Source organism: Polaribacter sp. 2305UL8-11 (assembly GCF_058147165.1).
Window position 1 is genome coordinate 302795 of record NZ_JBYVJW010000001.1, and the last position, 25385, is coordinate 328179.

The window sequence follows — 25385 nt, forward strand, 5'->3', positions numbered from 1 at the left end:
TAAGTGTCCGTTTTTAAATAATAAAAAATTATTATAAAAACATAAACTATTGATTTTCAGTATTTTTTACATTTTATTTTTTTGGCACAACCATTGAAAATCAACTAATAAGAAATTATAAAACTAAAAATTTTGAAAACCAACCTTATATTATTTGTAGCTTTAATTACCTCAATTGCTACATTTTCACAAAAAAAATGGACATTAAAAGAAGCTGTAGACTATGCTTTAGAGAATAACATTACTGTTAAACAAAATATGTTAAATTTAGACATTGCAGAAACTAATGTTAAAGATGCAAAAGGTAATTTTTTACCAAGAGTAAGTGGTAGTGCCTCTGGAAATCTTTCTGCAGGATCCAATTTTAACCCAGTTACAAACAACAGAACATCTAGTCAAACTTTTTTTGGGGGTGGTCTTGGTTTAAGTGCTGGAGTAACATTGTTTAATGGATATAGAAATTTAAATATCTATAAGCAAGCTAAATTAGGAATAGAAACAAGCAAAGTAGATTTAGAAACTATAAAAAACGATATTTCGCTTAGAGTTATAAATGCGTATTTAAATGTTTTATTTTCCAAAGAAAATTTAGCAGCCTCTAAAGTACAAGCAAATATTAGTAAAAAACAAATTGATGCTGCTAAAAGCAGATTTGATGCAGGAGTTATACCAAAAGGAGACTTATTAAATATACAATCTACAGCAGCCAACGATTTGCAAAATGTAATTGCTAATGAGAATGCGTTAAATTTGGCATTATTAAACTTGGCTCAATTGCTTCAGTTACCTTCAGAAAATTTTGATGTTGCAAATCTAAATATAGACACTCCTTCAATACAATTATTGTATAATAATTCACAAATTGTTTATGATAAAGCACTTACTACACAGCCACAAATAGAAAGAGCTAAATTGGCTATTGAAAATGCAGATTTAAATATAGAAATTAGTAAGAGTTCTTATTTACCAACCATTACTTCTTCTATTTTTGCAAATTCAAATTATAACTATATTTTAAAACCATCAGGAGTTCCTAGTGGAAAGTTTTTCGATCAATTAGAAGGAAATTTAGGATATGGTTTAGGAGTAAGCATAAGCGTTCCTATTTTTAATGGTTTTAAAAATGATGCAAGTGTAGCAAGGTCAAAAATTAACAAACAAATATTTGAAACAAGGTTAGAAAACGAAAAGTTAAATCTACAGCAAACAATAGAACAGTCTTTTTTAGATGTAAAAGCGGCTGTAAAAACGTATGAGGCAGCTAAAATTTCTTTAGAATCTCAAAAAGAAGCTTTTAAAAATGCACAAGAAAGCTATAATTATGGTGCAACAACCTTATTTGATTTTGATTTGGTAAGAACTCGTCTCGTAAACGCTGAAGCAGCAATGATAAGAGCAAAGTACGATTACGTGTTTAAAACTAAAGTATTACAATTCTACTCTGGAGAGTTAGTTTTAGAATAAACTTTTTAAATAGTATATACAGCCTCACAAGTTTTAAACTTGTGAGGTTTTCTTTTTTGTAACCCTTATCTTTGTAAAAAACTAGAAATTGGCAATTATTTTAAATATAGAAACTGCAACAAAAAATTGCTCTGTAAGTCTTGCAAAAAATGGTGAGATTTTAGCAATAAAAGAATTAAATAATGGTAATTATTCTCATGCAGAAGTATTACACCCATTTATTGTTGCTATTTTAAAAGAAGCAACTATTACTACCCAAGAAATAGATGCAGTAGCTGTAAGTAAAGGCCCAGGTTCTTACACAGGATTAAGAATTGGAGTTTCTGCTGCAAAAGGACTTTGTTTTGCTTTTGACAAACCTTTAATTTCTTTAGAAACCTTAACTTCTTTAGCACATTCTATTTCTGTAGAAAGCGGAATTATAATACCCATGTTAGATGCAAGAAGAATGGAGGTTTATGCAGCTGTTTACAGTGAGAATTACCAACAAGTAAGAGAAATTAAAGCAGAAATTATTCATGAAAATTCTTTTGGTGAATATTTGCAAAATAACAATGTTTATTTTTTAGGAGATGGGGCTCATAAATGCAAAGAAATTATCAAACATAAAAATGCCATTTTTATAGATGATAAGTTTCCATCAGCTAAAGAAATGGCTAAATTATCTTATGATAAATACAAAAAAAACGACATCGAAGATGTCGCTTATTTTGAACCTTTTTATTTAAAAGATTTTGTGGTTATTCCAGAAAAGAAAAAGAAACCAATCTTTTAAAAACTATTCAGATTTGTTAATATTTACTCTATGTGGATATGGAATTTCTATTCCTGCTTTATCTAACTCTAATTTGGCAGCCTCTGTTACCTGAAAATAAACATCCCAATAATGTTCTGTTTTACACCAAGGTCTAACTGCAAAATTTACAGAACTATCTGCTAATTCTAAAACAGTAACCCCAGGAGTTGGGTCTTTTAAAACTTTATCATGAGAAGTTAAAATATTCATTAAAACCTCTTTAGTTTGTTTAATATCTGCATCATAAGAAACCCCAATTACCAAATCTACTCTACGAGTTCCTTCTGTAGAATAGTTTACAATGTTTCCATTAGATAAACTTCCATTCGGAATGATAATTTCTTTATTAGATAATCCTGTTAATTTGGTTGTAAAAATTTCAATTTCTTTTATTACTCCAATTTCACCTTGAGCTTCCACTAAATCACCAATTTTAAATGGTTTAAAAATCATAATTAAAACACCTCCAGCAAAATTACCTAAAGAACCTTGTAAAGCTAAACCTACAGCTAAACCAGCTGCTGCAATAATAGCCGCAAAAGACGCAGTTTCTACACCTAATTTAGCAATTACAGTAATAAATAATAACAGTTTTAAAGTCCATCCTATTAAATCACCCAAAAACTTTTGCAAAGTAGCATCTACTCCACGTTTTTTCATTATGTTTCTAGAAGTTTTAACAGCTATGGTTATTACAAACAAACCAATAATTAAAATAGCTAAGGCAATTAATATTTTTGGAGTGTACTCTACTAGTAATTCTTTTAATTTTTCGATATATGCTTCCATACTATTATTTTTTATAAATGAAGTAGCAAAAATACTCGTTTCTTGTAGAACATTAAAAAATTAGAGTATTATAATAGTAAAGAAATTAATCCTAGAGTTGCAGGAATAGTCTGAATATATAATATACGAATTATTTTTGTAGAAAAAGCTCCATATAAACCAGCTACAGCAACACATGTTAAAAAGAATATAGCAATATTAGAGGCATCAGAAATAAAAGACCAAATTAAACCTGCTGCCAAAAAACCATTGTATAAACCTTGATTGGCTGCCATAACTTTTGTTTCTTCTGCAAATTGTTTGTCTTTTAATCCAAATGTTTTTATTCCTTTTTTGGTTGTCCACAAAACCATTTCTAAATATAGAATATAAATGTGTATAAGAGCAACTAGAAGTACAATTGATATTTGAAGAGCATTCATAATGTAAGAAATTAAAAAAGCGATTTAATAATGTATCAAATCGCTTTATAGTATAGTAGTTAGTGTAAATAGGTTAATTTACTTCAAAAGTAATTTTTAGGTTTACTCTAAATTCAGTTACATCATCACCATTTACAACAGCACTTTGCGATTGTACAAATACAGACTTGATGTTTTTAACTGATTTAGAAGCTTGTTTTACTGCTTTTTTTGTAGCATCTTCCCAGCTTTTCTCAGAATTTGCTAACACTTCAATAACTTTCATTACTGCCATAATCTTACAATTTATTTAAATTTATATTACAGTAAATATATCAAATTTATTTGAAAGAAACTCCAATGTTAATTTAATGTTACCAAAATGTTGCGTAATTGTAAAAAAATACATAGATTTGTAAGTATAACGTTAACTCTATAAAAAAGATGAAAAATATACTTACACTTATTGTGCTTTTTGCAGTTACAATAGCATATTCTCAAGAAAAGAAACCTACTTACAAAGCTGAAGGAGATTTAGTTAAAGCAACTTATTATTATGAAGACGGTTCTATAAGTACACAAGGTTATTTTAAAAATAAAAAATTAACAGGTAAATGGGTTCGTTTTGACAAGTCTGGGAACAAAACTCAAATGGCTTTTTATGATAATGGTAAAAAAGTTGGGAAGTGGTTTGTTTGGACCAAAGAATCTTTAAAAGAAATTAATTATGATAACAATGCAGTTGTTCATGTAAATTTATGGAAACATGAAGCTAAAATAGCTGCTAATAAATAAAAAACACTCTTCTTTTGAGTAGCAAAAGAGGCTGTCTGAAAAGTTAATTTATCTGTCATTTTGAGCGAAGTCGAAAAATCTATGTAATTGATTTTGAGTGAATAAGATTTCTCCATTACAGTCGAAATGACAAATTTTAATACTTTTCAGACAGCCTCTTTTTTTTGATATAATTTTTAAGATAGAATTGTTTTAATTCATTAAATCTTCAATTTCATCTGCTTCAATAGGTATGTTTCCCATTAAATTAAAAGGTTCTCCTTTTTCTTGAATAACCACATCATCTTCTAAACGAATTCCAAAATCTTCTTCAGGAATATAAATACCTGGTTCTACAGTAAAAACCATATTGGGTTGCATAGGTTCGTGTAATAATCCATAGTCATGCGTATCTAAACCAATATGATGACTTGTACCATGCATAAAGTATTTTTTATAAGCAGGCCAATTTTTATCTTCATTTTGTACATCAGCTTTGTCTAATAGACCTAATTTTAATAATTCAGCTGTCATAATATCACCTACTTCAACATGATATTCTTTCCATAAAGTTCCAGGAACTAATAATTTTGTAGCTTCCTTTTTTACGTGATTTACAGCATTATATACTGCTTTTTGTCTATCTGAAAAACGACCAGAAACAGGTACAGTTCTACTTAAATCACTTTTATAATTGGCATATTCAGCAGCAATATCAAACAAAATTAAATCGCCTTCTTTACACTGCTGATTGTTTTCTATATAATGCAACACATTGGCATTATTTCCAGCAGCAATAATAGGTGTATAGGCAAATCCTTTAGATCTATTTCTAATAAATTCGTGCAACAATTCTGCTTCAATTTCATATTCCCAAACACCCGGTTTTATAAAATTTAAAATTCTACGAAAACCTTTTTCTGTGATATTGCAAGCATGTTGCATCAACTCTAATTCAATAGGGTCTTTTACAGAGCGTAATCTTTGCAAAATAGGGTTACTTTTAGCTACAGAGTGTGCAGGATATTTTGCTAATAACCATTTTGTAAAACGATCTTCTCTAGTTTCTGTTTCTACAGAGGCTCTATAATGTTCGTTGGTATTGATGTAAAACGTATCTGCATACGTGCTCATTTCAAAAAGCACTTTTTCTAAATCTTGCAACCAATAAATCGTTTTTATTCCACTCGTTTTAGTTGCAGCTTGTTTGGTTAATTTCTCTCCTTCCCAAACAGCAATATGTTCATTAGTTTCTCTAACAAATAATACTTCTCTTAATTCTGGATTTGGGCAATCTGGAAATAACATTAAAACACTTTCTTCTTGGTCTACACCAGACAAATAAAAAATATCTCTGTGTTGTTCAAAAGGCATTGTGCTATCTGCACTTACTGGGTAAATGTCATTTGAGTTAAAAACAGCAATACTTTTTGGCTGCATTTGCGAAGCAAAGTTTTTACGGTTCTTAATAAATAATTGAGAATCTATAGGATTGTATTTCATATTGAATAATGTTTAAAACCCAAAGGTAAGAAATCTAAACACCAACTTGAAACGAGAAGTGAAATAGTAAAATTTCAAAATTGAGTTTAAAAGATTACTAAATAGGAACATAAAAACTATTAACGCTTCTTTTTAGGAGCACCAGTTCTTCTACGTCCTGAAGTAGTACCTGTAGGTTTATTACCTTTAAAATTTGGTTTTCTTCTCTGTGCTGAACTTGTTTCAGCATCTCTATTTTTTGATGTCTTTCTATTAGAACTGTTACTGTTGTTTTTCTTTCCAAAAGAACCTTTACTTTGAGAAGCAGCTCTTTTTGGTGGTGCAGTATCTGTAGGTTCAAAACCAGCAACAATTGCAGATTTTAACTCTTCTCCAAGTAATTTTTCAATTTCACTTTGGTATTCAGTTTCTTCACTACACACCAAAGAAATGGCTTCTCCAGCAGCTCCTGCTCTTCCTGTTCTTCCAATTCTATGTACATAATCTTCAGGTACATTGGGTAGTTCATAATTAATTACATGAGGCAATAAAGGAATGTCCAAACCACGAGCAGCAATATCTGTTGCTACTAAAACCTTTATCGTATTTTCCTTAAAATTTTTCAAAGCCTTTGTTCTTGCACCTTGACTTTTGTTTCCATGAATGGCAGCTGCAGAAATTTTAGACTTTATCAATTTTTGAGTTAGTCTGTTGGCTCCATGCTTGGTTCTAGTAAAAATTAAAACCTGGCTCCAATTGTTTTCTTGTATTAGTTTAATGGTAAATTCTGTTTTTCGCTTTTTATCAACTTTAAAAACTTTATGGGTTACCTTTTTGGCAGTCGAATTTTGAGGAGCCGTTTCTACAGCAACAGGATTTCTTAAAATAGTTGCCGCTAATTTTTTTATATCTTTAGAAAAAGTAGCAGAAAACATCAAGTTCTGACGCTTTTCTGGCATAAAACTTATGATTTTGTTAATATCTCTAACAAAACCCATATCTAACATCCTATCTGCTTCATCTAAAATTAAAACATCAACACGTTTAAAAGAAACAGCTTTTTGGTCATGCAAATCTAACAATCTACCAGGTGTTGCCACTAAAATATCTACACCACTTCTTAATGTCGCAATTTGTGGCTTTGCATTAACACCACCAAAAACTACAGCAGATTTTATGTTTACATACTTGCTGTATTCTCTAACATTATCATAAACTTGTGCTGCCAATTCTCTTGTTGGTGTTAAAACCAAGGCACGTAAAGGTCTATATTTTGGATGTTTTGTGTCCGATAAATATTGCAAAACAGGCAAGGTAAAACCAGCTGTTTTTCCTGTTCCTGTTTGTGCAGAAGCTAAAATATCTTTGCCTTCTAAAATATGTGGAATCGCTTTTTCTTGTATGGGTGATGGTTTGGTGTATCCTTTCTCTTCTACTGCTTTTACCAATGCTGCAGATAAACCTAAATCTTTAAATGTCATAAATAATAGTTACAAAACACGCTTTATGTAGCGATTTCTTTGGGCAAAGATACGTTTTCCTGCAAGGTCTTTAAGTCCTTGTAGGTATGAATAAATATTTCATTATTTTTTGGGCGTTTTAACGGGCTTTCACTACTCGCTTTTTTTCTGAAAAAGAAAAAAGAGCTCAAACAGGTCGCTCTATCCCTAACGCAAATTGCTTATTTACAAATATCCTGCAAAGTTTTCAAAACCTTGTAGGTATAAAAAAAAGAAGGTTAAAAACACCGACAAGGTTTTAGAAACCTTACAGGATGAATTCTTTGTTAAAACAACTAAAACCTGTTAATTTTTTTGATATTCACTTTACAAGTAGTAATTTCATCAATTCAAACCAAATTTTCTTCTTATGAAATCCTTTTTTCAATTGCTTCTAATTTGTTTTTCAGCAACTTTAATGGCACAAATACCCACAAAATCAACTCAAATTCAGCAATCTTTAGACCAAAAATCTATGATGACGAAATCGTCTTTAGTAAAAAATGTTGCGTTTACCAATATTGGGCCCACTGTAATGAGTGGTAGAGTTGCAGATGTTGCTGTAAATCCAAAAAATCCAACAGAATTTTATGTGGGTTATGCTTCAGGAGGTTTGTGGCACACCAACAATAATGGAACTACTTTTACACCAATTTTAGACAATTCTCCAACACAAAATATTGGTGATATTGCAGTAGATTGGACTTCTGGAACCATTTGGGTAGGAACAGGAGAAAAAAATTCTTCAAGATCTTCGTATGCAGGAATTGGAATGTTAAAATCTACAGACAAAGGAAAAACGTGGACAAATGTTGGTTTGCTTGATTCTCATCACGTAAGTAGAATCCTCATCAACCCAAATAATACAGATGAAGTTATTGTTGGCGTAATTGGCCATTTATATTCTCCAAATGCAGAAAGAGGTGTTTTTAAAACCACAAATGGAGGAAAAACGTGGACAAAATCACTTTTTATAAACCAAGATACAGGAATTATAGATGTGGCTTTTGCTCCAGAAAATTTTAATATAATGTATGCTGCTTCTTGGGAAAGAGAGCGTAAAGCTTGGAACTTTGATGGAGATGGAAATAACTCAGCCATTTATAAAAGTACAGATGCAGGAAGCTCTTGGACTAAGATTTCTGACAATGCTGGTTTTCCAACAGGAACTGGAGTGGGTAGAATTGGTTTAGCGGTTTTTAATGAAAATACAGTTTATGCTTTGCATGACAGTCAATTTAGAAGACCCAAAAAGAAAAACAAAAAGCCTTCAGATGCTTTAACAAAAGAAGATTTTAAAACCATGTCTGCTAGTGATTTCCTAAAATTATCAGACAAAAAATTAAATACCTATTTAAAAAATAATGGATTTCAAGAAAAATACAGAGCACAAAATGTAAAACAAATGGTGAGAGTAGGTACTGTAAAACCTATAGATTTGGCAAGTTATTTAGAAGATGCAAATGCAATGTTGTTTGACACTCAAGTAATTGGTGCAGAAGTTTTTAAAACCACAAATGGCGGAAAATCTTGGAAAAAAACACATGATAATTTTTTAGATGGTGTATACAGTTCTTATGGCTATTATTTTGGAGAAATTAGAGTAGACTTACAAGACGAAAACAAAATTTATGTTTTGGGTGTACCTATTATAAAATCGGAAGATGGAGGAAAAACATTTACCTCTATTAGCAGAGAAAATGTACATTCAGACCATCAAGCATTATGGGTAAATCCAAAAAAATCGGGACATATTTTAAACGGAAATGATGGTGGTTTAAATCTTTCTTATGATGATGGAGAAAATTGGATTAAATTAAATGATCCTGCTGTTGGGCAATTTTATTCGGTTTTTGCAGACAATCAAAAAAATTACAAAGTATATGGAGGTTTGCAAGATAATGGAGTTTGGGTTGCAGACCACAATGCAAGAATTAACAAAGGTTGGCAACAAAGTGGTCAAAATCCGTACGAATCTATTATGGGTGGAGATGGTATGCAAGTGCAAGTAGATAGTAGAGATGCAAACATTGTGTATACAGGTTATCAGTTTGGAAATTACTTCAGAATTAATAGAAAAACAGGCAAAAATGAATATATTCAACCAAAACATACCTTAGGTGAAACTCCTTACAGATTTAACTGGCAAACTCCAATTTATTTGTCAAAACACAATCAAGATATTTTATATTTAGGAGGAAATAAATTACATCGTTCTTTAAATCAAGGAGATGATTGGGAAACCATTTCTGGTGATTTAACTACTGGAGGTAAAAAAGGAAATGTAGCTTATGGAACATTAACCTCAATTTCTGAAAGTCCGTTTCAATTTGGTTTAATTTATGTAGGTTCAGATGATGGATACATCAACGTAACCAAAAACGGAGGAGGTAATTGGACGCGAATTTCCAACAATCTACCACAAAATTTATGGGTTTCTAGAGTCATAGCTTCATCACACAAAAAAGAACGTGTGTATGCAACTTTAAATGGGTATAGATTTGATGATTTTACGACCTACATTTACGTTTCAGATGATTATGGACAAACGTGGAAAAGTATTGGTAGTAACATGCCAACAGCACCAGTAAATGTGATAAAAGAAGACCCAGAAAACGAAAATATTTTATATGTAGGTACAGATAATGGATTGTATGTTTCTTTCAATCAAGGGAATTCTTGGGAAGCACTTAGCCATAATTTACCAAATGTAGCAGTACACGATTTGGTAATTCAGCCTAAAGCAAAACACTTAATTGTAGCAACACATGGAAGAAGTTTGTATAAGGCAAATATAGCTTCACTTCAAAAAATGACAGATGCTATTTTAGCAAAATCAAGCCATATTTTTGCAATAAATAATATTAGAAAAAGTAGAAATTGGGGACGTTCTTGGAGCCAATGGAGAGAAGCTTACACACCCGAAATTACCATTCCATTTTATACAAATTCATCAAGAAAAACTACAATTGATGTGTATGCTGGAGATGTAAGAGTAAATTCGATTTCTGTTAATGCAGATAAAGGTTATAATGAAGCTAACTTTGATGTTTCTTTTTCAAAAAAAGGAAAAAGAGACTATGAAAAGGCAAATAAAAAAACGAAATTAATTGCTGGTCAAAATGGAGTTTTTTATTTACCAAAAGGAAAATATGTAGTTAAAATTGGTGATGCAGAAAATGAGTTTGAAATAAAATAATCATTTCAAAATAATGCATCTGTTAATCCTTTTTTAGTAAAAATAATAAGTTTAATAAATGAAAAGAACAGCAATCCTTTTATTTTTTGTGTTTTCAATTTCAACAAATGGGCAATCAAGCATTAAAGATTTTTTTAATCTTTCTGGTCCCAAAAGAACTTGGGTGTTGTTTCATCCATTTAAAGCAAAAAAATCGTATAAAGTTTCAAAAGAAGTACAGAAAGTTACAGACTCTATTGCTAAAACAAAATTGTTAGATGGAGATGCTTCAGGTGGTCAAGTAGATGCTTTTAGACATGCTTATTGGATGGCGAGATTAGCGCAAGAAATGGGTAAAAGAGCAGCTAGATCTTTAGGAAAGGCACATGAAAAAGAAAATTATTTGACTTACAAAAAGAACAAATTAGAAGATGGTGTTGTGCCAGATAAAATATCATCAGAAATGGATTTATACAACAACGATCAAGGTTTAAAACTAATTTCTAAAGGTAGTAAAGTTCCAAGAAAAGGACTTATTTATAGGATTATAAATGCCATACAATCAGGAAAAATGAAAATTATTAAAAAAGATAAAAAGGGCAATTTTTTAACCTGTGAAGGAAAAATAATTTCTGCAGAAGAATTAAAAGGGAAATGGAAAAATAACAAGTGCTTAGTGTCTTCTAAGAAATAATTTGTAAAAACAACATCTTATTTTATGAAAGCAAAAAAAGCCTCATTTAGTTATTTAAAACAATTCTAAATACCTATTAAAACGTTGTAAATTCTTTGCATTGAGAATTCTTTAGCCGTATTTTTGTAATCACAATTTTAACTAATTTTCACAATGGGCGGATTTTTCAAATCTTCAATTGGAAGAAAGGTGTCAATGGCACTTTCTGCATTTTTTCTTATGTTCTTCCTATTACAGCATTTAACAATTAACATTTTATCGGTTTTTAGTCCAGATACTTTTAATGAAGTTTCTCATTTTATGGGCTCAAATCCAGTTGTTCAATTTGCATTGCAACCAGTTTTAATTTTTGCAGTTGTTTTTCATTTTGTGATGGGTTTCATCTTAGAATTGAGAAACTCTAGAGCAAGAAATGTTTCTTACGCTAAAAACAACGGAGCTGCAAACTCATCTTGGGTAAGTAGAAATATGATTTTAAGCGGAATTACAATTTTAGCTTTCATTGTTTTACACTTTATCGATTTTTGGTTTCCAGAAATCAATACAAAATTTATACAAGGAGATTGGTCTGGAACTATGGCAGGTGTAGATGGATACAGATATTATGAAGAATTGGTTCATAAATTCGTAAATCCACTAAGAGTTGGAGCTTATGTTATTGCATTTGTATTTTTAGGATTGCATTTAACACATGGTTTTGCCTCAGCTTTCCAATCTATGGGAGCATCAACAATTAGAAAAGAAAAGTTACAGAAATTCGGTAAAGCATATTCTATAATTGTTCCTGCAGGATTTATTTTTATAGCAATTTATCATCACTTAAACCATTAATTTTTTATTATTATGGCTTTAGATTCAAAAGTACCAAAAGGTCCACTTAAAGATAAATGGACAGATTATAAAAACCATATAAACTTGGTAAACCCTGCCAACAAACGTCATATAGATGTTATTGTTGTAGGTACAGGTTTAGCAGGTGGTTCTGCAGCTGCAACCTTAGCAGAGTTAGGGTATAATGTAAAAGCATTTGCTTACCAAGATTCTCCAAGAAGAGCACACTCTATTGCAGCTCAAGGAGGTATTAATGCAGCAAAAAATTACCAAGGAGATGGAGACTCTACTTACAGATTATTTTACGATACTGTAAAAGGAGGAGATTATCGTTCTAGAGAATCAAACGTATACAGACTAGCAGAAGTTTCTGCAAATATTATAGACCAATGTGTGGCACAAGGAGTCCCTTTTGCGCGTGATTATGGAGGTTTGTTAGACAACCGTTCTTTTGGTGGAGTTTTAGTATCTAGAACTTTTTATGCCAAAGGACAAACAGGTCAACAGTTATTATTAGGAGCATATTCTGCAATGAACAGACAAATTGCTCGTGGAAAAATAGAAATGTTTAACAGACACGAAATGTTAGATGTTGTTATTGTTGATGGTAAAGCAAGAGGTATTATTGCAAGAAATTTAGTAACAGGAGAAATAGAACGTCATTCTGCGCATGCAGTAGTTATTGGTTCTGGAGGATATGGAAACGTATATTTCTTGTCTACAAATGCTATGGGTTCTAATGTAACAGCAGCTTGGAAAATACATAAAAAAGGCGCATATTTTGCAAACCCTTGTTATACACAAATTCACCCAACTTGTATTCCACGTTCTGGAGATTATCAATCAAAACTAACGTTAATGTCAGAATCTTTAAGAAATGATGGACGTATTTGGGTACCAAAACATTTAAAAGATGTAGAGGCTATTAGAGCAGGTAAATTAAAACCTACAGAATTAAAAGAAGAAGATAGAGATTACTATTTAGAAAGACGTTACCCTGCATTTGGTAACTTAGTGCCAAGAGATGTTGCTTCTAGAGCTGCAAAAGAACGTTGTGATGCTGGTTATGGAGTAAATGCAACAGGAGAAGCTGTGTATTTAGATTTTGCTGCATCTTTTGTAAGATATGGAACAGAGCAAGCAAAGATTCACGGAATTAACAACCCTACAGACGCAAAAATTAAAGAATTAGGGCAAGAAATTGTAAGAGCTAAATATGGAAATTTATTTCAGATGTATGAGAAAATCGTAGATCAAAATCCGTATGAAACTCCTATGATGATTTACCCAGCTGTACACTATACAATGGGTGGTGTTTGGGTAGATTATAACTTAATGACTACGATACCTGGATGTTATTGTATTGGAGAAGCAAATTTCTCTGATCATGGAGCAAACAGATTAGGGGCTTCTGCATTAATGCAAGGTTTGGCAGATGGTTATTTTGTGTTGCCTTACACCATTGGAGATTATTTAGCAGATGATATTAGAACAGGAAAGATACCAACAGATACTCCAGAATTTGAGGCTGCAGAAAAGGCTGTAAAAGATGCAATCAACTTTTTTGTAAATAATAAAGGAAGTCATTCTGTAGATTATTATCATAAGAAATTAGGAAAAATAATGTGGGATAAATGTGGTATGTCTAGAAACGCTGCTGGTTTAAAAGAAGCTATTCAAGAAATATCAGATTTAAGAAAAGATTTCTGGCAAAATGTTTCAGTTCCTGGAGGTGCAAATGAATATAATGAAGAACTTGCAAAAGCAGGTAGAGTTGCAGATTTCCTAGAATTAGGAGAGCTGTTTGCAAAAGATGCTTTAGAAAGAGAAGAATCTGCAGGTGGGCATTTTAGAGAAGAGCACCAAACAGAAGAAGGAGAAGCAAAAAGGCTTAAAGAATTTCAGTTTGTTTCTGCTTGGGAATATAAAGGAGAACCCAAAGATGCTGTTTTACACAAAGAGCCCTTGGTTTATGAGAATATAGAAGTTAAAGAAAGAAGTTATAAATAAATATAGTTTATGGTTGATGGTTGTTAGTTTATGGCAACAACAACTAACAACAAACAACTAAAAACCAAAAACTAAAAAACATGAATTTAACGTTAAAAATTTGGAGACAGAAAGACGCTAGTACAAAGGGTCAAATGGTCGATTACAAAGTAACTGAAATTTCAGAACACATGTCTTTTTTAGAAATGATGGATGTTTTAAATGAACAGTTGGTAAACGCTGGTGAAGAGCCTGTAGCTTTTGATCACGATTGTAGAGAGGGTATTTGTGGGATGTGCTCTATGTATATAAATGGAGAAGCACATGGCCCAGATAGAGGTATAACAACTTGTCAATTACACATGCGAATGTTTAAAGATGGCGAAACTATTACAATAGAACCATTTAGAGCAGCAGCATTTCCAGTAATTAAAGACTTGGTTGTAGACAGATCTTCTTTTGATAGAATACAACATGCAGGTGGTTACATTTCTGTAAACACTTCTGGTAATACACAAGATGCAAACTCAATTCCGATTTCTAAACATGCTGCAGATGAAGCAATGGATGCTGCTACCTGTATTGGTTGTGGTGCTTGTGTAGCAACCTGTAAAAACTCATCAGCAATGTTATTTGTAGGAGCAAAAGTATCTCAATATGCATTGCTACCTCAAGGTCAAGTAGAAGCTGCAGATCGTGTTAAAAATATGGTAGCTCAAATGGATTTAGAAGGATTTGGAAATTGTACAAACACAGGAGCTTGTGAAGTAGAATGCCCTAAAGGAATTTCTTTAGAAAACATTGCAAGAATGAATAGAGAGTTAATGAAAGCTTCTATTTAGTTTACTTTCTTACTATCATTCTAAAATGAGCCATTTTAGGCGATTGATAAATCTAAAAAAAAAGACAACTTAAATTTTTAAACTCCAAATCTCATCTAGATTTGGGGTTTGTTTTATAAAATTATTTGATTCCTTTAAAAAAATCTTCAGGAGAAATTTCGAGTTTATTTAAAATAATTAACAAACGCTCTAGGTCTAATTTTGTTTTTCCTTTCTCTACTTTAAAATAGCCACCTACAGTTAAACCCAAAGCATTGGCAATATCATATTGAGTAAAACCAGAAATTTGTCTTTTTTCTACTATTTTTTTTAAAATAGTTTGGTATTTTTCTATAATATTTTCTCTTTCTCTTTCTCTTTCTCTTTCTCTTTCTCTTTCTCTTTCTCTTTCTCTTTCTCTTTCTCTTTCTCTTTCTCTTGTTTTCATTAGGTATTCTTTTTCTGATATAAAAATAGGAAAAAAAAGCATGCTATAAACCATCCATTTTGGACTAACTGAAAATGGTGAGATTTTTACTCTCACTGAAAACCGTTAATCCAAAATGGAAAGTGATTTTTTTGGTGGTAACAAAAATGTTTCTCAAATTTGGAAAAAGAAGTTGCTATGAAAGAGAAATTTCTTCCTCCATTATCATTTCGAAATAAGCCTATTTAGGCGATTGAGAAATCTAAATTTATCTTGTCATTCCTGCGAAAGCAGGAATCCATAACAAAAACCTCCGCTTGCGGAATTAAGAAATATAAAAACCGTGTAAATAAATGTATAACTTAAAACAAATGCCTATGTAAGTAAACAACAACAAGCAGAGGAAGTGTTGCAAAAGTAAAGCTTTTTCTACAAGTTTTTACAGAATTTTAGACTTGTTTAATCATATAGAATTCAAATTTAATTATATAACTAACCTAATATTTAGGTTGTAAATTTAAAAATTATGAAAAGGTTATTTTTAGGATTAGCATTTTTATTAGCATCATTTAGTGGAACTACAGATGTTAAAGAAAGTGCAACTGCAGAGGAATTTGTTTGTGGTAATTGGGTAGAAGTAAAGGTTGAATGCGACAATAACTTTTACTTATGCACAGATGGTCAAACGTTTGAAGAAGTATTAGAAGATGCTTGGTATTTCTCAAATGGAAGATGTTAATTTTTTTTTGTGCGCAAATTAATTTTGCGCACATTTAATCAAATACAATTATTAAATATGAAACAAATTTTAAAAATATTATTTTTCTGTTTATTTACGAGTAACGTTATTGGACAAATTCAAATTAAGGGTAATATGAGTTTTCCTCCTATCGAATATAATGCAAAAAAATTAGAACAAACAAAACAAAATATTTATTATAATTATACATATATTTCAAATCCTAAAAAAACAGAAAAAACAAAGTCTTCTTTAACTTTACTCCAAATTGGTCAAAATTGGTCAAAATTTGTAGATTTTAACACTTTAAAAAAAGATTCTATAGAAGAAAAATTTAGCTATTATAAAAATTTAGGCGCAGTTGAATTAAATAAGTTACTCGCTGTAAGGGAGAAAATAGGATTTAAAAAAAATATTTTTAAAGATTTAAAAAATAACTCCTTAACAATTCAAAGTAAAATTTACAAAAAAAATTATGAGTATAAAGAGAAAAAAAATAGTTTAAATTGGCAGCTTGTAAAAGGAAATAAAACAATTTTAAATTATAAAGTAAAAAAAGCAATTATAAATTATGGAGGTAGAAAATGGATAGCTTGGTATACAGAAGAAATACCAATCAATTTAGGTCCTTATGTTTTCGGTAATTTACCAGGTTTAATTTTAGAGTTGTATGATGATAAAAAAAACTTCCATTTTATAGCTATTGGTGTGGATAACGAACAAAAAGAAATTTACAAGTCAATTAAAAAAAACACAATAGAAACATCAAAAGAAAACTTTTTTAAAGCTGAAAGAAATTTTTATGAAAAGCCTGAAAATTTTATTACAGGAACTATTAGAGGAGGTGCAAATTTCAAAAAAATACCATATAACCCTATAGAAATTATTGATTAATGAAGTTATTTATAAGTTTTGGTATATTTTTTCTTTTTTCAATTTTTAGTTTTTCTCAAAGCATAGTTAATGGTAAATTAAAAACTATAGAAGGTATACCAATTTCTGGTGTTAGTGTAACAATTAGGCTATTAAATACAGATAATACATTAAACTATAGTATATCTAATAATAAAGGAGAATTTTCAATTAGAATATTTTCTAAAACAGAAAAAGTTCAACTTAAAATTAGGTCAATGGGTTTTAAAAATGTTACCAAAATTATTGAAAATAAAACTCAAACTTTAAATTTTGTTTTAGAAGAAGAGATAACACAATTAAAAGAAGTTATTTTAAAGTCTTTTCCAATTTCACGTAAAGGAGATACTATTAATTATTCTGTTAGTGCATTTTCTAAACAAGAAGATAGAACTATTGCAGATGTTCTAAAGAATATGCCAGGGATTGAAGTTTTAGATAATGGGAAAATATTATATCAGGGTAAGCCTATTAATAAATATTACATTGAAGGTTTAGATTTATTAGAAGGTAAATATAATTTAGCAAACAAAAATTTACCCTATAAAGAAGTAACTAAAGTTCAGGTTTTAGAAAACCATCAACCTATAAAAATGTTAGATAGCTTGGTTTATTCAGACCAAGCAGCTATAAATATAAAACTTAAAAGCAATTACACTTTTACAGGTCAAGCAGAAATTGGTAGTGGATTATCTCCTTTACTTTGGAATGCCAATATAACTGCTATGCTGTTTTCAAAGAAAAAACAAATGTTAAGTTCTTATCAATCTAATAATACTGGAAACGATGTGGCTTCACAATTAAAAACTTTAACAATTGAAGATTTATTAGAACAATTTGAAAGTAATAATGAAAAACAAGATTGGTTATCTATTCAAAAACTTCAAACACCTAATTTTTCAGAAAAACGTTGGTTAGATAACAACATTCATTTAATTACTACTAATTATTTGCAAAAATTAAAAAACGATTATGAATTGCGATTAAATGTTTCTTACATTAATGATTATCAACAACAAAATGGAGTTACAAATACTCAATTTTTCACCTCAAATGACACTATTAATTTATTTGAGCAGAAATATAACCAACTTTACATAAACACTTTAGAAACAAATCTAACACTTCAAAAGAATACTAATAAAAACTTTTTAAAAAACAGTTTACAATTTCAAGGGTTTTGGGATAGTCAACAAGGTAATATTCAACTCAATAATAGTAATATTGGTCAAAATTTAAGTAATAGATATTTTAAACTAAAAAATAAATTTAAAACTCTATTCTCAATTGGTAAACAGATTGCTTCATTAAATTCTTATATAGGATTTAATAAAACACCACAATCATTAATTATTCATTCAGGTCAGTTTAACGACTTATTAAATAATGGTAATGCTTATGAAAAAGTTATTCAAAACGTTGAACTTAATACGTTTTATACTAATAACTCTTTAGGTTTTACAAAAGGTTGGAAACAATTCAGTTTTAGCCCTAAAGTTGGTTTTCAGTTAGAACAGCAAGATTTAAAAAGTAAAATTTTAACATCAAACACAAATCAAATCTCAAATTTTGACAACAATTTAGATTGGAGACGTGCCAAATTGTATTTTAATTTAAAAACACAATATAAAAAATATAAATGGAGAATGGAATTGACAATGCCAGTTAATTTTCAGAACTACCAATTAGAAGACAAACCTTTATTTCGAAATCAAAACCTAAATCGATTAACTTTTGAACCACGCTTTTCTTTAAATTATGATATCACTAATTTTTGGCGTATTGCTTCATCCGCCAGTTTTAGCAATCAATTTGGGACTATAAATCAAGTATATTATAATTACATCTTGCTAAATTATAGAAACATACAACGTATAGATGCACCTTTACCTGAAAAACAAACTATTAATTATTCTGCATTTATCGGTTATAGAAATCCTATTAATGCTTTATTTTTAAATTTGACTTATTCAAATACAACAACAAATAATAACTTACTTTACAATACACAAGTTTTAAATAATGGCGCAATTGAGTTTCAAGCTATTGAACAAGATAATAAAAGACAATCTCATAATTTTTCTACCAAAGCGAGTAAATATATTAGTTCAATAAACACTAATATAACTATGAGTACCAATTATAGTTTACAATATTTTCAGCAAATTTTGAATTCTGATATAACAGATATATCTAATCAAAATTGGGGTTTTAACGGAAAGGTAGATATCGATATTACTGATTGGTTAAATACAGAATTAACATCTACTTTTCAATTTTCAAACAATCAAATCCAAGAACAGAAAAATCAAACGATAACTCAACAATTTCATAAATTCAATATTAACATTTACCCAAAAGAAAATCAATACTTAAATTTAAAAACTGAACTTATCAAGAATAATTTATTCTCTGAAAACACTAAAAATTTATTTGCAGATTTATTATATCGTTATACTTGGAGTAAAAAAAATATTGATTTTGAAATACAATGGAATAATATTTTTAACACAGAAAATTACAGAACTGTAAATATTAATAATTTTAGTTATTTGGAATCTAATTTTATTTTAAGAATAAGGCAGGTATTATTTAAAATAAGGTTTTCAGTATAACAAAAACTTTAAAAACTGTTTAATTTCAGATACAAGAACCTTTATTTTACCAAGAATAATTATGTTTAGTATTGGGTATAATTTGTAGGTTTTAGTCTACAGTCTACAGTCTACAGTCTACAGTCTACAGTCTACAGTCTACAGTCTACAGTCTACAGTCTACAGTCTACAGTCAATAGTTTGCAGTGATGTAAACTTTTAACTATTTTACTTCCAACTCCCAACTCATCATTTCCTTCCAAAATCTGCAGGAATTTCTCCCCAGGCTTTGGTTTCCCATTTTAAAATAGGATTTTTATAGGTGTTTTGGTGTAACCATTTTTCGGCTCTTTTTATCAAATCTAATAGGTCTTTGTTAGAAGCATCAAAATGAATGTTGGTTTTACATCGCTTTTGCTTAACCCAGCTCATGGCAATCTTAGAATCAGAATAAATAGGAATATCTTCTTTGTTTTTGTTCTTTAATAAAGCTATACCATGCACCAAAGCCAAAAACTCGCCAATATTATTGGTTCCTTTTAAGTAAGGCCCTTTTTTAAAAATTTCTTTTTTATTATGCGTTAAAACACCTCTGTATTCCATTTTCCCAGGATTTCCACTACAAGCAGCATCTACAGAAATACTTTCTAAAATAGGAGTACCATATTTTGCCTTTTCAGTAACAGTTAATGTTGGTTTTTTAGTGTTTTTTCCTTTATAATCTTCATATTTTTTAGAAGCTGCTAATTCAGCTTCATCTAAATTTACAAAAGATTTGTATTGAGCAGCCTCAAAACCATCAATTTGTCGTTTACAAGCATTCCAAGAAGTAAAAAGACCCGTTTTTCTTCCTTTCCAAACTACGTAAAACTTTTTTTTACTCATTTACACTTAAAATTGTATCCTCTATAACCCTTGGAAAATACTGTTGCTCTAAAATATGAATTTTTTCAGCAATTTTTTCAGGGCTATCTGTCTCTAAAACAGGAGTTTTTGCCTGAAAAATAATGGCTCCTTCATCATAATTGGCATTTACATAATGAATTGTAATACCAGTTTCTGTTTCCATGTTTTCTTTTACAGCCTTATGAACATGCATTCCATACATACCTTTACCACCATATTTTGGCAATAATGCAGGGTGAATATTTATAATTTTATCAGGAAAAGCATCAATAATATTTTCAGGAATTTTCCATAAAAAGCCTGCTAATATGATATAATCGGCTTCTTTTTTAAGGAATTTAAGAATCTTATCAGAAGTATAAAAATCTTCTTTATTAAAATGTAAACAACTGGTTTTTAAATTTTTACACCTTTCAAACACTTTGGCATGCTCATTGTTACAAAGTACATTAGTAACCCTAGTGGTTTTAGTATGATTAAAAAACTTAATAATGTTTTCTGCGTTCGTTCCAGAACCAGATGCAAAAATAACAATACGCTTCATAACTACATTTCTAGAGTACAAAAAAAGGAATAATTATTAACAAATTGATTGCTTTTGTAGAGAGATTCAAAAAATTTATTTACATTTAGTAATCATTTTTCGGACAAAAATTAGATATAATTATAAAGATTTGTATTTTTGCCCCGATTAAAATTTTAAAAACAAAAAAATTATGTCAGACATTGCATCAAGAGTAAAAGCTATTATCGTAGATAAATTAGGCGTAGACGATAATGAGGTAACAACAGAAGCTAGCTTCACAAACGATTTAGGAGCAGATTCTTTGGATACTGTTGAGTTAATTATGGAATTCGAAAAAGAATTCGATATTCAAATTCCAGACGATCAAGCTGAAAATATTGGAACAGTTGGTCAAGCAGTTAGCTATATAGAAGAGGCAAAAAAGTAACATTTATATGCAGTTAAAACGAGTTGTAGTTACTGGACTTGGCGCATTAACGCCAATTGGTAATAATATTGAAGAATATTGGAACGCCCTTGTTAACGGAGTTAGCGGAGCAGCACCTATCACTTACTTTGATGCTGCCAAGTTCAAAACTCGTTTTGCATGTGAATTAAAAGATTTTAAAGCTACTGACCACATAGATAGGAAAGAAGCTAGAAAAATGGATCGATTTACGCAGTATGCAATGGTAGCTTCTGATGAAGCTATTGCAGATGCAAATTTAGATCTAGAAAAAATTAATAAATTACGTGTTGGCGTAATTTGGGGTGCAGGTATAGGTGGTTTAGAAACTTTTCAAAACGAGGCTTTAAACTTTGGAGAAGGAGATGGAACACCAAGATTTAACCCTTTCTTTATTCCAAAAATGATTGCAGACATAGCTCCAGGAAATATTTCTATTAAAAATGGATTTATGGGGCCAAATTACACCACTGTTTCTGCATGTGCATCTTCTGCAAACGCAATGATAGATGCTTTAAACTATATTCGTTTAGGATATTGTGATGTAATTGTAACTGGTGGCTCAGAAGCTGCTGTTGCTATTGCTGGAGTAGGTGGTTTTAATGCAATGCATGCTTTATCTACAAGAAATGAAAGTCCAGAAACCGCATCTAGACCTTTTGATGCAGAACGTGATGGTTTTGTATTAGGTGAAGGAGCAGGTGCTATTGTTTTAGAAGATTACGATCATGCTAAAGCAAGAGGAGCAAAAATTTATGCAGAAGTTATTGGAGGAGGTATGTCTTCTGATGCATATCACATGACTGCACCACATCCAGATGGAGTTGGTGTAATAGCTGTGATGAAAAACTGCTTAGAAAATGCAGGAATTAAACCAGAAGATGTAGACCATATCAATACACATGGTACTTCTACACCTCTAGGAGATGTTGCAGAATTAAAAGCAATCTCAGCTGTTTTTGGTGACCATGCTAAAAACATAAATATTAATTCTACAAAATCTATGACAGGTCACTTGTTAGGAGCTGCAGGAGCTATAGAATCTATTGCTTCTATATTAGCAATGCAAAATGGTATTGTGCCTCCAACAATTAATCATACAAACATAGATGAAAATATTAATCCAGAATTAAATTTAACTTTAAATAAAGCTCAAAAGCGAGATATTAAAATAGCTATGAGTAATACATTTGGTTTTGGTGGGCATAACGCTTGTGTTGCCTTTAGAAAGTTAGAAGAGTAAACGTATATGAATTTTATTCGTAAAATAGTGAAGCCTCATACCCAAGAGGACGAGCAATTATATAACGAATTAAAAATACTACTCAATTTTTCTCCAAGAAAGATTAATAAATACAAAAAAGCATTTACACACAGGTCTGTGCAAATGTTAGATAAAAATGGAATACCCATAAATTATGAACGTTTAGAGTTTTTAGGAGACTCTATTTTAGGCTCTGTTATTGCTGCTTATTTGTATAAAAAAGTACCAACTGGTTCAGAAGGTTACTTAACACAAATGCGTTCAAAAATTGTAAGTAGAGAGCATTTAAATGAGCTGGGTAAGGATTTGAATTTAATTAGATTCGTAAAAAGTAATGTAGATCAAGATAGTGTTGGTGATAATATTCATGGCAATATTTTCGAAGCCTTAATTGGAGCCATTTATTTAGACAAAGGGTATAATGTTTGCCAAAAATTTATTTACAAAAAGGTAATTGTGCCTTATGTAGATATAGAAAAACTAGAAGGTAAAATAACTAGCTACAAAGGATTAATTATAGAATGGTGTCAAAAACAGAAGAAAAAATACAGTTTTGATACTTATGAAGATTCTGGAAACGAAGCAATCAAACACTTTAGTGTAAAAATTAGCATCGATGGAGAACAAGTTGCCAAAGGCAGATCTACTTCAAAGAAAAAAGCAGAAGAACAAGCCTCTAAAAGAGTGTATTATGCTTTTCAAAACGAGATTTCTGTAAGTTAGTTAACGAAAACGTTATCGTTAAATTAACATGAAATCTCATAAACAATTAGTAATTTAGCTTACTCATAAAACCTAATAATTAGTTATAATTTATGCAGGTGTACGCTTTAGAATTAGATGATTTTTGCGAAGAAGAATACTCTTTAATAGGAATCCATTCTACTTTAGAGGACTATAAACTTGCTTACTTACTTAACAAGACATTAAACACTAAATTTTATAAAGCCAAACAAGATTTAGAATTTATAAGAGAAAAAAAGAAAGCCTCTTTTTCTATTTATAATTATGAAAACATAAAATATGATTTTAACTGGTTTTTAATAGCAAATAGCTACAGGAGAGAAAACCAAACAGAATCTAATGAGTTATTATTAACCACAGAAACGAAAACATATCTTATTCCAGAAAAGAAAAAAGTAGATTTTTTTATAAAAATTTGTGGCGAATCTAAATATGAATTTGTTTTAAATACAATTAGTAAAATAAAAAATATTGATAATGTAATTACTGCATATTCAATAGATAAAAACACTTTAAAGTCTAAAGACTTTTTAATATTTTAAAATATGATTGATTACAAGAAAACTAAAATTGTTGCAACCCTAGGCCCTGCAACAAGTAGTAAAGAAACCCTAGCAGAATTAGCCAAAGAAGGTGTAAATGTATTTCGTATTAATTTTTCTCATGCAGAATATGAAAATGTAAGAAATACTGTAAAAACCATAAGAGAAATTAATGAAGAAAATGGTTATAATGTAGCCATTTTAGCAGATTTACAAGGCCCAAAATTAAGAGTTGGGGTTATGGAAGATGGTGTAGAGTTGGCAGATGGAGACACTTTTATATTTACTACAGAAAAATGTAAAGGAACCAAAGAAAAAGCATTTATGACCTATGGACGTTTTCCAAAAGACGTAAAAGTTGGAGAACAAATTTTGGTAGATGATGGTAAACTATTATTTGAGGTAATTTCTACAGACAAAGACAAAGAAGTTGTTGTAAAAACAATTGTTGGAGGACCTTTAAAATCTAAAAAAGGAGTAAACTTACCAAACACAGCAATTTCTCTTCCTGCATTAACAGAAAAAGATAAAGAAGATGCAATTTTTGCATTAGGTTTAGAAGTAGATTGGATTGCTTTGTCTTTTGTAAGAACGCCAGAAGATTTAAGAATGTTACGTGATTTAATAGACGAACATTCAGACTATAGAGTGCCAGTAATTGCTAAAATAGAAAAACCAGAAGCAGTTGCAAATATGGATGCATTAATTCCTTATTGTGATGGTTTAATGGTAGCTCGTGGAGATTTAGGTGTAGAAATACCAATGCAAGACGTACCTCTAATACAGAAAAAATTAGTAAGACGCGCCAAAAGAGCAAGAATTCCTGTAATTATTGCCACACAAATGATGGAGACAATGATAGATAACTCTGTACCAACTAGAGCAGAAGTAAATGACGTTGCAAACTCTATTATGGATGGAGCAGACGCAGTAATGCTTTCTGGAGAAACATCCGTAGGAAAACATCCAGTAAGAGTTATCCAAAAAATGGCAGAAATTATTAAAGCAGTAGAAAACTCTAGAATGATTAAAGTGCCACATGAAGCACCACATATTAGAACAAATCGTTTTATTACAAAAGCCGTTTGTCATCATGCAGCATTAATGGCAAATGATATTGATGCTAAAGCAATTTCTACTTTAACAAGAAGTGGTTACACAGCTTTTCAAATCTCTGCTTGGAGACCACAAGCTAAAATATTGGCTTTTTCTTCAGAAAAAAGAATTTTAGGAAAACTAAATTTACTTTGGGGTGTTAAAGCATTCTATTATGACAAACGTTTAAGTACAGATGATACAGTTGTAGATATTAACAACATAACTAAAGAAATTGGTTATGTTAAAGAAGGAGATTTAATGATTAACCTTACTTCTATGCCTGTAGAAGCAGAAGGTATGGTAAATACACTTCGTGTTTCTGAAATAGAATAAAAGTAGTTAAAAATAATATTTAAAAAGCATTCTATTTTTTAGAATGCTTTTTTGTTTATTGTATAGACAAGTTAGGAAATGAAAAATACTAAAAAAATTAGTAAAAGATTTTTTCCATTTTACTTCCTTTAAATAAA

At 30.3% G+C, this 25385-nt stretch carries 24 protein-coding genes; 16 read left to right on the top strand and 8 right to left on the bottom strand.

Translation table 11 applies throughout. From position 1 onward, the window contains the following. Positions 1 to 132 precede the first annotated feature (132 nt). Positions 133 to 1464: a TolC family protein gene (locus ACY2RW_RS01445; RefSeq protein ID WP_490120906.1), complete on the top strand. Its 1332-nt coding sequence runs from the start codon at positions 133 to 135 to the stop codon at positions 1462 to 1464. 88 nt (positions 1465 to 1552) lie between these two features. After that, the gene (gene tsaB, locus ACY2RW_RS01450; protein WP_490120907.1) at positions 1553 to 2239 is read left to right on the top strand and encodes a tRNA (adenosine(37)-N6)-threonylcarbamoyltransferase complex dimerization subunit type 1 TsaB; all 687 of its coding nucleotides are present in this window, start codon (positions 1553 to 1555) and stop codon (positions 2237 to 2239) included. 3 nt (positions 2240 to 2242) lie between these two features. Here the strand turns inward: tsaB and ACY2RW_RS01455 are convergent, their stop codons facing one another. From ACY2RW_RS01455 to ACY2RW_RS01465, 3 genes are all read right to left on the bottom strand, one after another. Continuing rightward, positions 2243 to 3049: a mechanosensitive ion channel family protein gene (locus ACY2RW_RS01455; protein ID WP_490120908.1), complete on the bottom strand. Its 807-nt coding sequence runs from the start codon at positions 3047 to 3049 to the stop codon at positions 2243 to 2245. A 68-nt stretch (positions 3050 to 3117) separates the two neighbouring features. Next, the gene (locus tag ACY2RW_RS01460; RefSeq protein ID WP_490120909.1) at positions 3118 to 3471 is read right to left on the bottom strand and encodes a DUF1304 domain-containing protein; all 354 of its coding nucleotides are present in this window, start codon (positions 3469 to 3471) and stop codon (positions 3118 to 3120) included. A gap of 73 nt (positions 3472 to 3544) precedes the next feature. Then, positions 3545 to 3745: a dodecin family protein gene (locus ACY2RW_RS01465; protein ID WP_207970761.1), complete on the bottom strand. Its 201-nt coding sequence runs from the start codon at positions 3743 to 3745 to the stop codon at positions 3545 to 3547. Positions 3746 to 3894: 149 nt separating this feature from the next. On the opposite strand from ACY2RW_RS01465, the gene ACY2RW_RS01470 reads away from it, so the two are divergent. After that, positions 3895 to 4245, top strand: a complete 351-nt coding sequence (locus ACY2RW_RS01470) for a toxin-antitoxin system YwqK family antitoxin (RefSeq protein WP_490120910.1) — start codon at positions 3895 to 3897, stop codon at positions 4243 to 4245. Between the two features lie 192 nt (positions 4246 to 4437). Here ACY2RW_RS01470 and ACY2RW_RS01475 read toward each other — a convergent pair whose 3' ends face one another. Together ACY2RW_RS01475 and ACY2RW_RS01480 are read right to left on the bottom strand one after the other, a co-directional pair. Then, positions 4438 to 5727 (bottom strand): aminopeptidase P family protein, encoded by a 1290-nt coding sequence (locus ACY2RW_RS01475; RefSeq protein ID WP_490120911.1) that lies wholly within the window; start codon positions 5725 to 5727, stop codon positions 4438 to 4440. Between the two features lie 119 nt (positions 5728 to 5846). Continuing rightward, entirely contained in the window at positions 5847 to 7187 is a 1341-nt protein-coding gene (locus tag ACY2RW_RS01480; protein ID WP_490120912.1) for a DEAD/DEAH box helicase, read from the bottom strand. 388 nt (positions 7188 to 7575) lie between these two features. Here ACY2RW_RS01480 and ACY2RW_RS01485 point away from each other — a divergent pair, with 388 nt between their 5' ends. The 5 genes from ACY2RW_RS01485 to ACY2RW_RS01505 all read left to right on the top strand — a co-directional run bounded on the left by ACY2RW_RS01485 (position 7576) and on the right by ACY2RW_RS01505 (position 14739). After that, positions 7576 to 10404 carry a WD40/YVTN/BNR-like repeat-containing protein gene (locus tag ACY2RW_RS01485; protein ID WP_490120913.1) on the top strand — a complete coding sequence of 943 codons (2829 nt, stop codon included), beginning with the start codon at positions 7576 to 7578 and terminating at the stop codon, positions 10402 to 10404. Positions 10405 to 10462: 58 nt separating this feature from the next. Next, positions 10463 to 11077, top strand: coding sequence for a DUF6973 domain-containing protein (locus ACY2RW_RS01490; protein WP_490120914.1), 615 nt, complete (start codon positions 10463 to 10465; stop codon positions 11075 to 11077). Positions 11078 to 11230: 153 nt separating this feature from the next. Further along, positions 11231 to 11908 carry a succinate dehydrogenase cytochrome b subunit gene (locus ACY2RW_RS01495; protein WP_490120915.1) on the top strand — a complete coding sequence of 226 codons (678 nt, stop codon included), beginning with the start codon at positions 11231 to 11233 and terminating at the stop codon, positions 11906 to 11908. 12 nt (positions 11909 to 11920) lie between these two features. Beyond that, a complete protein-coding gene (locus tag ACY2RW_RS01500; RefSeq protein ID WP_490120916.1) occupies positions 11921 to 13918 on the top strand; it encodes a fumarate reductase/succinate dehydrogenase flavoprotein subunit in 1998 nt (665 codons plus the stop codon). A gap of 80 nt (positions 13919 to 13998) precedes the next feature. Beyond that, positions 13999 to 14739, top strand: a complete 741-nt coding sequence (locus ACY2RW_RS01505) for a succinate dehydrogenase/fumarate reductase iron-sulfur subunit (RefSeq protein ID WP_490120917.1) — start codon at positions 13999 to 14001, stop codon at positions 14737 to 14739. Between the two features lie 121 nt (positions 14740 to 14860). Here ACY2RW_RS01505 and ACY2RW_RS01510 read toward each other — a convergent pair whose 3' ends face one another. Then, positions 14861 to 15166 carry a helix-turn-helix domain-containing protein gene (locus ACY2RW_RS01510; protein ID WP_490120918.1) on the bottom strand — a complete coding sequence of 102 codons (306 nt, stop codon included), beginning with the start codon at positions 15164 to 15166 and terminating at the stop codon, positions 14861 to 14863. A 505-nt stretch (positions 15167 to 15671) separates the two neighbouring features. On the opposite strand from ACY2RW_RS01510, the gene ACY2RW_RS01515 reads away from it, so the two are divergent. The 3 genes from ACY2RW_RS01515 to ACY2RW_RS01525 are packed head-to-tail and all read left to right on the top strand — an operon-like array spanning position 15672 to position 19411. Next, positions 15672 to 15884 (top strand): hypothetical protein, encoded by a 213-nt coding sequence (locus tag ACY2RW_RS01515; protein ID WP_490120919.1) that lies wholly within the window; start codon positions 15672 to 15674, stop codon positions 15882 to 15884. A 57-nt stretch (positions 15885 to 15941) separates the two neighbouring features. Further along, positions 15942 to 16778 (top strand): GLPGLI family protein, encoded by an 837-nt coding sequence (locus tag ACY2RW_RS01520; protein WP_490120920.1) that lies wholly within the window; start codon positions 15942 to 15944, stop codon positions 16776 to 16778. Then, entirely contained in the window at positions 16778 to 19411 is a 2634-nt protein-coding gene (locus tag ACY2RW_RS01525; RefSeq protein ID WP_490120921.1) for a carboxypeptidase-like regulatory domain-containing protein, read from the top strand. Before ACY2RW_RS01520 ends, ACY2RW_RS01525 begins: the two co-directional genes overlap by 1 nt. Before the next feature lie 228 nt (positions 19412 to 19639). Here ACY2RW_RS01525 and ACY2RW_RS01530 read toward each other — a convergent pair whose 3' ends face one another. After that, a complete protein-coding gene (locus tag ACY2RW_RS01530; RefSeq protein ID WP_490120922.1) occupies positions 19640 to 20275 on the bottom strand; it encodes a ribonuclease H1 domain-containing protein in 636 nt (211 codons plus the stop codon). Beyond that, positions 20268 to 20840: a phosphoribosylglycinamide formyltransferase gene (gene purN, locus ACY2RW_RS01535; protein WP_490120923.1), complete on the bottom strand. Its 573-nt coding sequence runs from the start codon at positions 20838 to 20840 to the stop codon at positions 20268 to 20270. The genes ACY2RW_RS01530 and purN overlap by 8 nt, the downstream gene beginning before the upstream one ends. Before the next feature lie 172 nt (positions 20841 to 21012). On the opposite strand from purN, the gene ACY2RW_RS01540 reads away from it, so the two are divergent. From ACY2RW_RS01540 to pyk, 5 genes are all read left to right on the top strand, one after another. Next, on the top strand, positions 21013 to 21249 hold the full coding sequence (locus ACY2RW_RS01540; protein WP_004569249.1) for an acyl carrier protein: 237 nt from the start codon (positions 21013 to 21015) through the stop codon (positions 21247 to 21249). A 7-nt stretch (positions 21250 to 21256) separates the two neighbouring features. Then, entirely contained in the window at positions 21257 to 22510 is a 1254-nt protein-coding gene (fabF, locus tag ACY2RW_RS01545) for a beta-ketoacyl-ACP synthase II (RefSeq protein WP_490120924.1), read from the top strand. A 6-nt stretch (positions 22511 to 22516) separates the two neighbouring features. Beyond that, complete coding sequence (rnc, locus tag ACY2RW_RS01550; RefSeq protein ID WP_490120925.1) at positions 22517 to 23254, top strand: ribonuclease III; 738 nt, start codon at positions 22517 to 22519, stop codon at positions 23252 to 23254. A gap of 92 nt (positions 23255 to 23346) precedes the next feature. After that, the gene (locus tag ACY2RW_RS01555) at positions 23347 to 23817 is read left to right on the top strand and encodes an IPExxxVDY family protein (protein ID WP_490120926.1); all 471 of its coding nucleotides are present in this window, start codon (positions 23347 to 23349) and stop codon (positions 23815 to 23817) included. A 3-nt stretch (positions 23818 to 23820) separates the two neighbouring features. Then, positions 23821 to 25248 (top strand): pyruvate kinase, encoded by a 1428-nt coding sequence (pyk, locus tag ACY2RW_RS01560; protein WP_490120927.1) that lies wholly within the window; start codon positions 23821 to 23823, stop codon positions 25246 to 25248. The last annotated feature ends 137 nt before the right edge of the window (positions 25249 to 25385 follow it).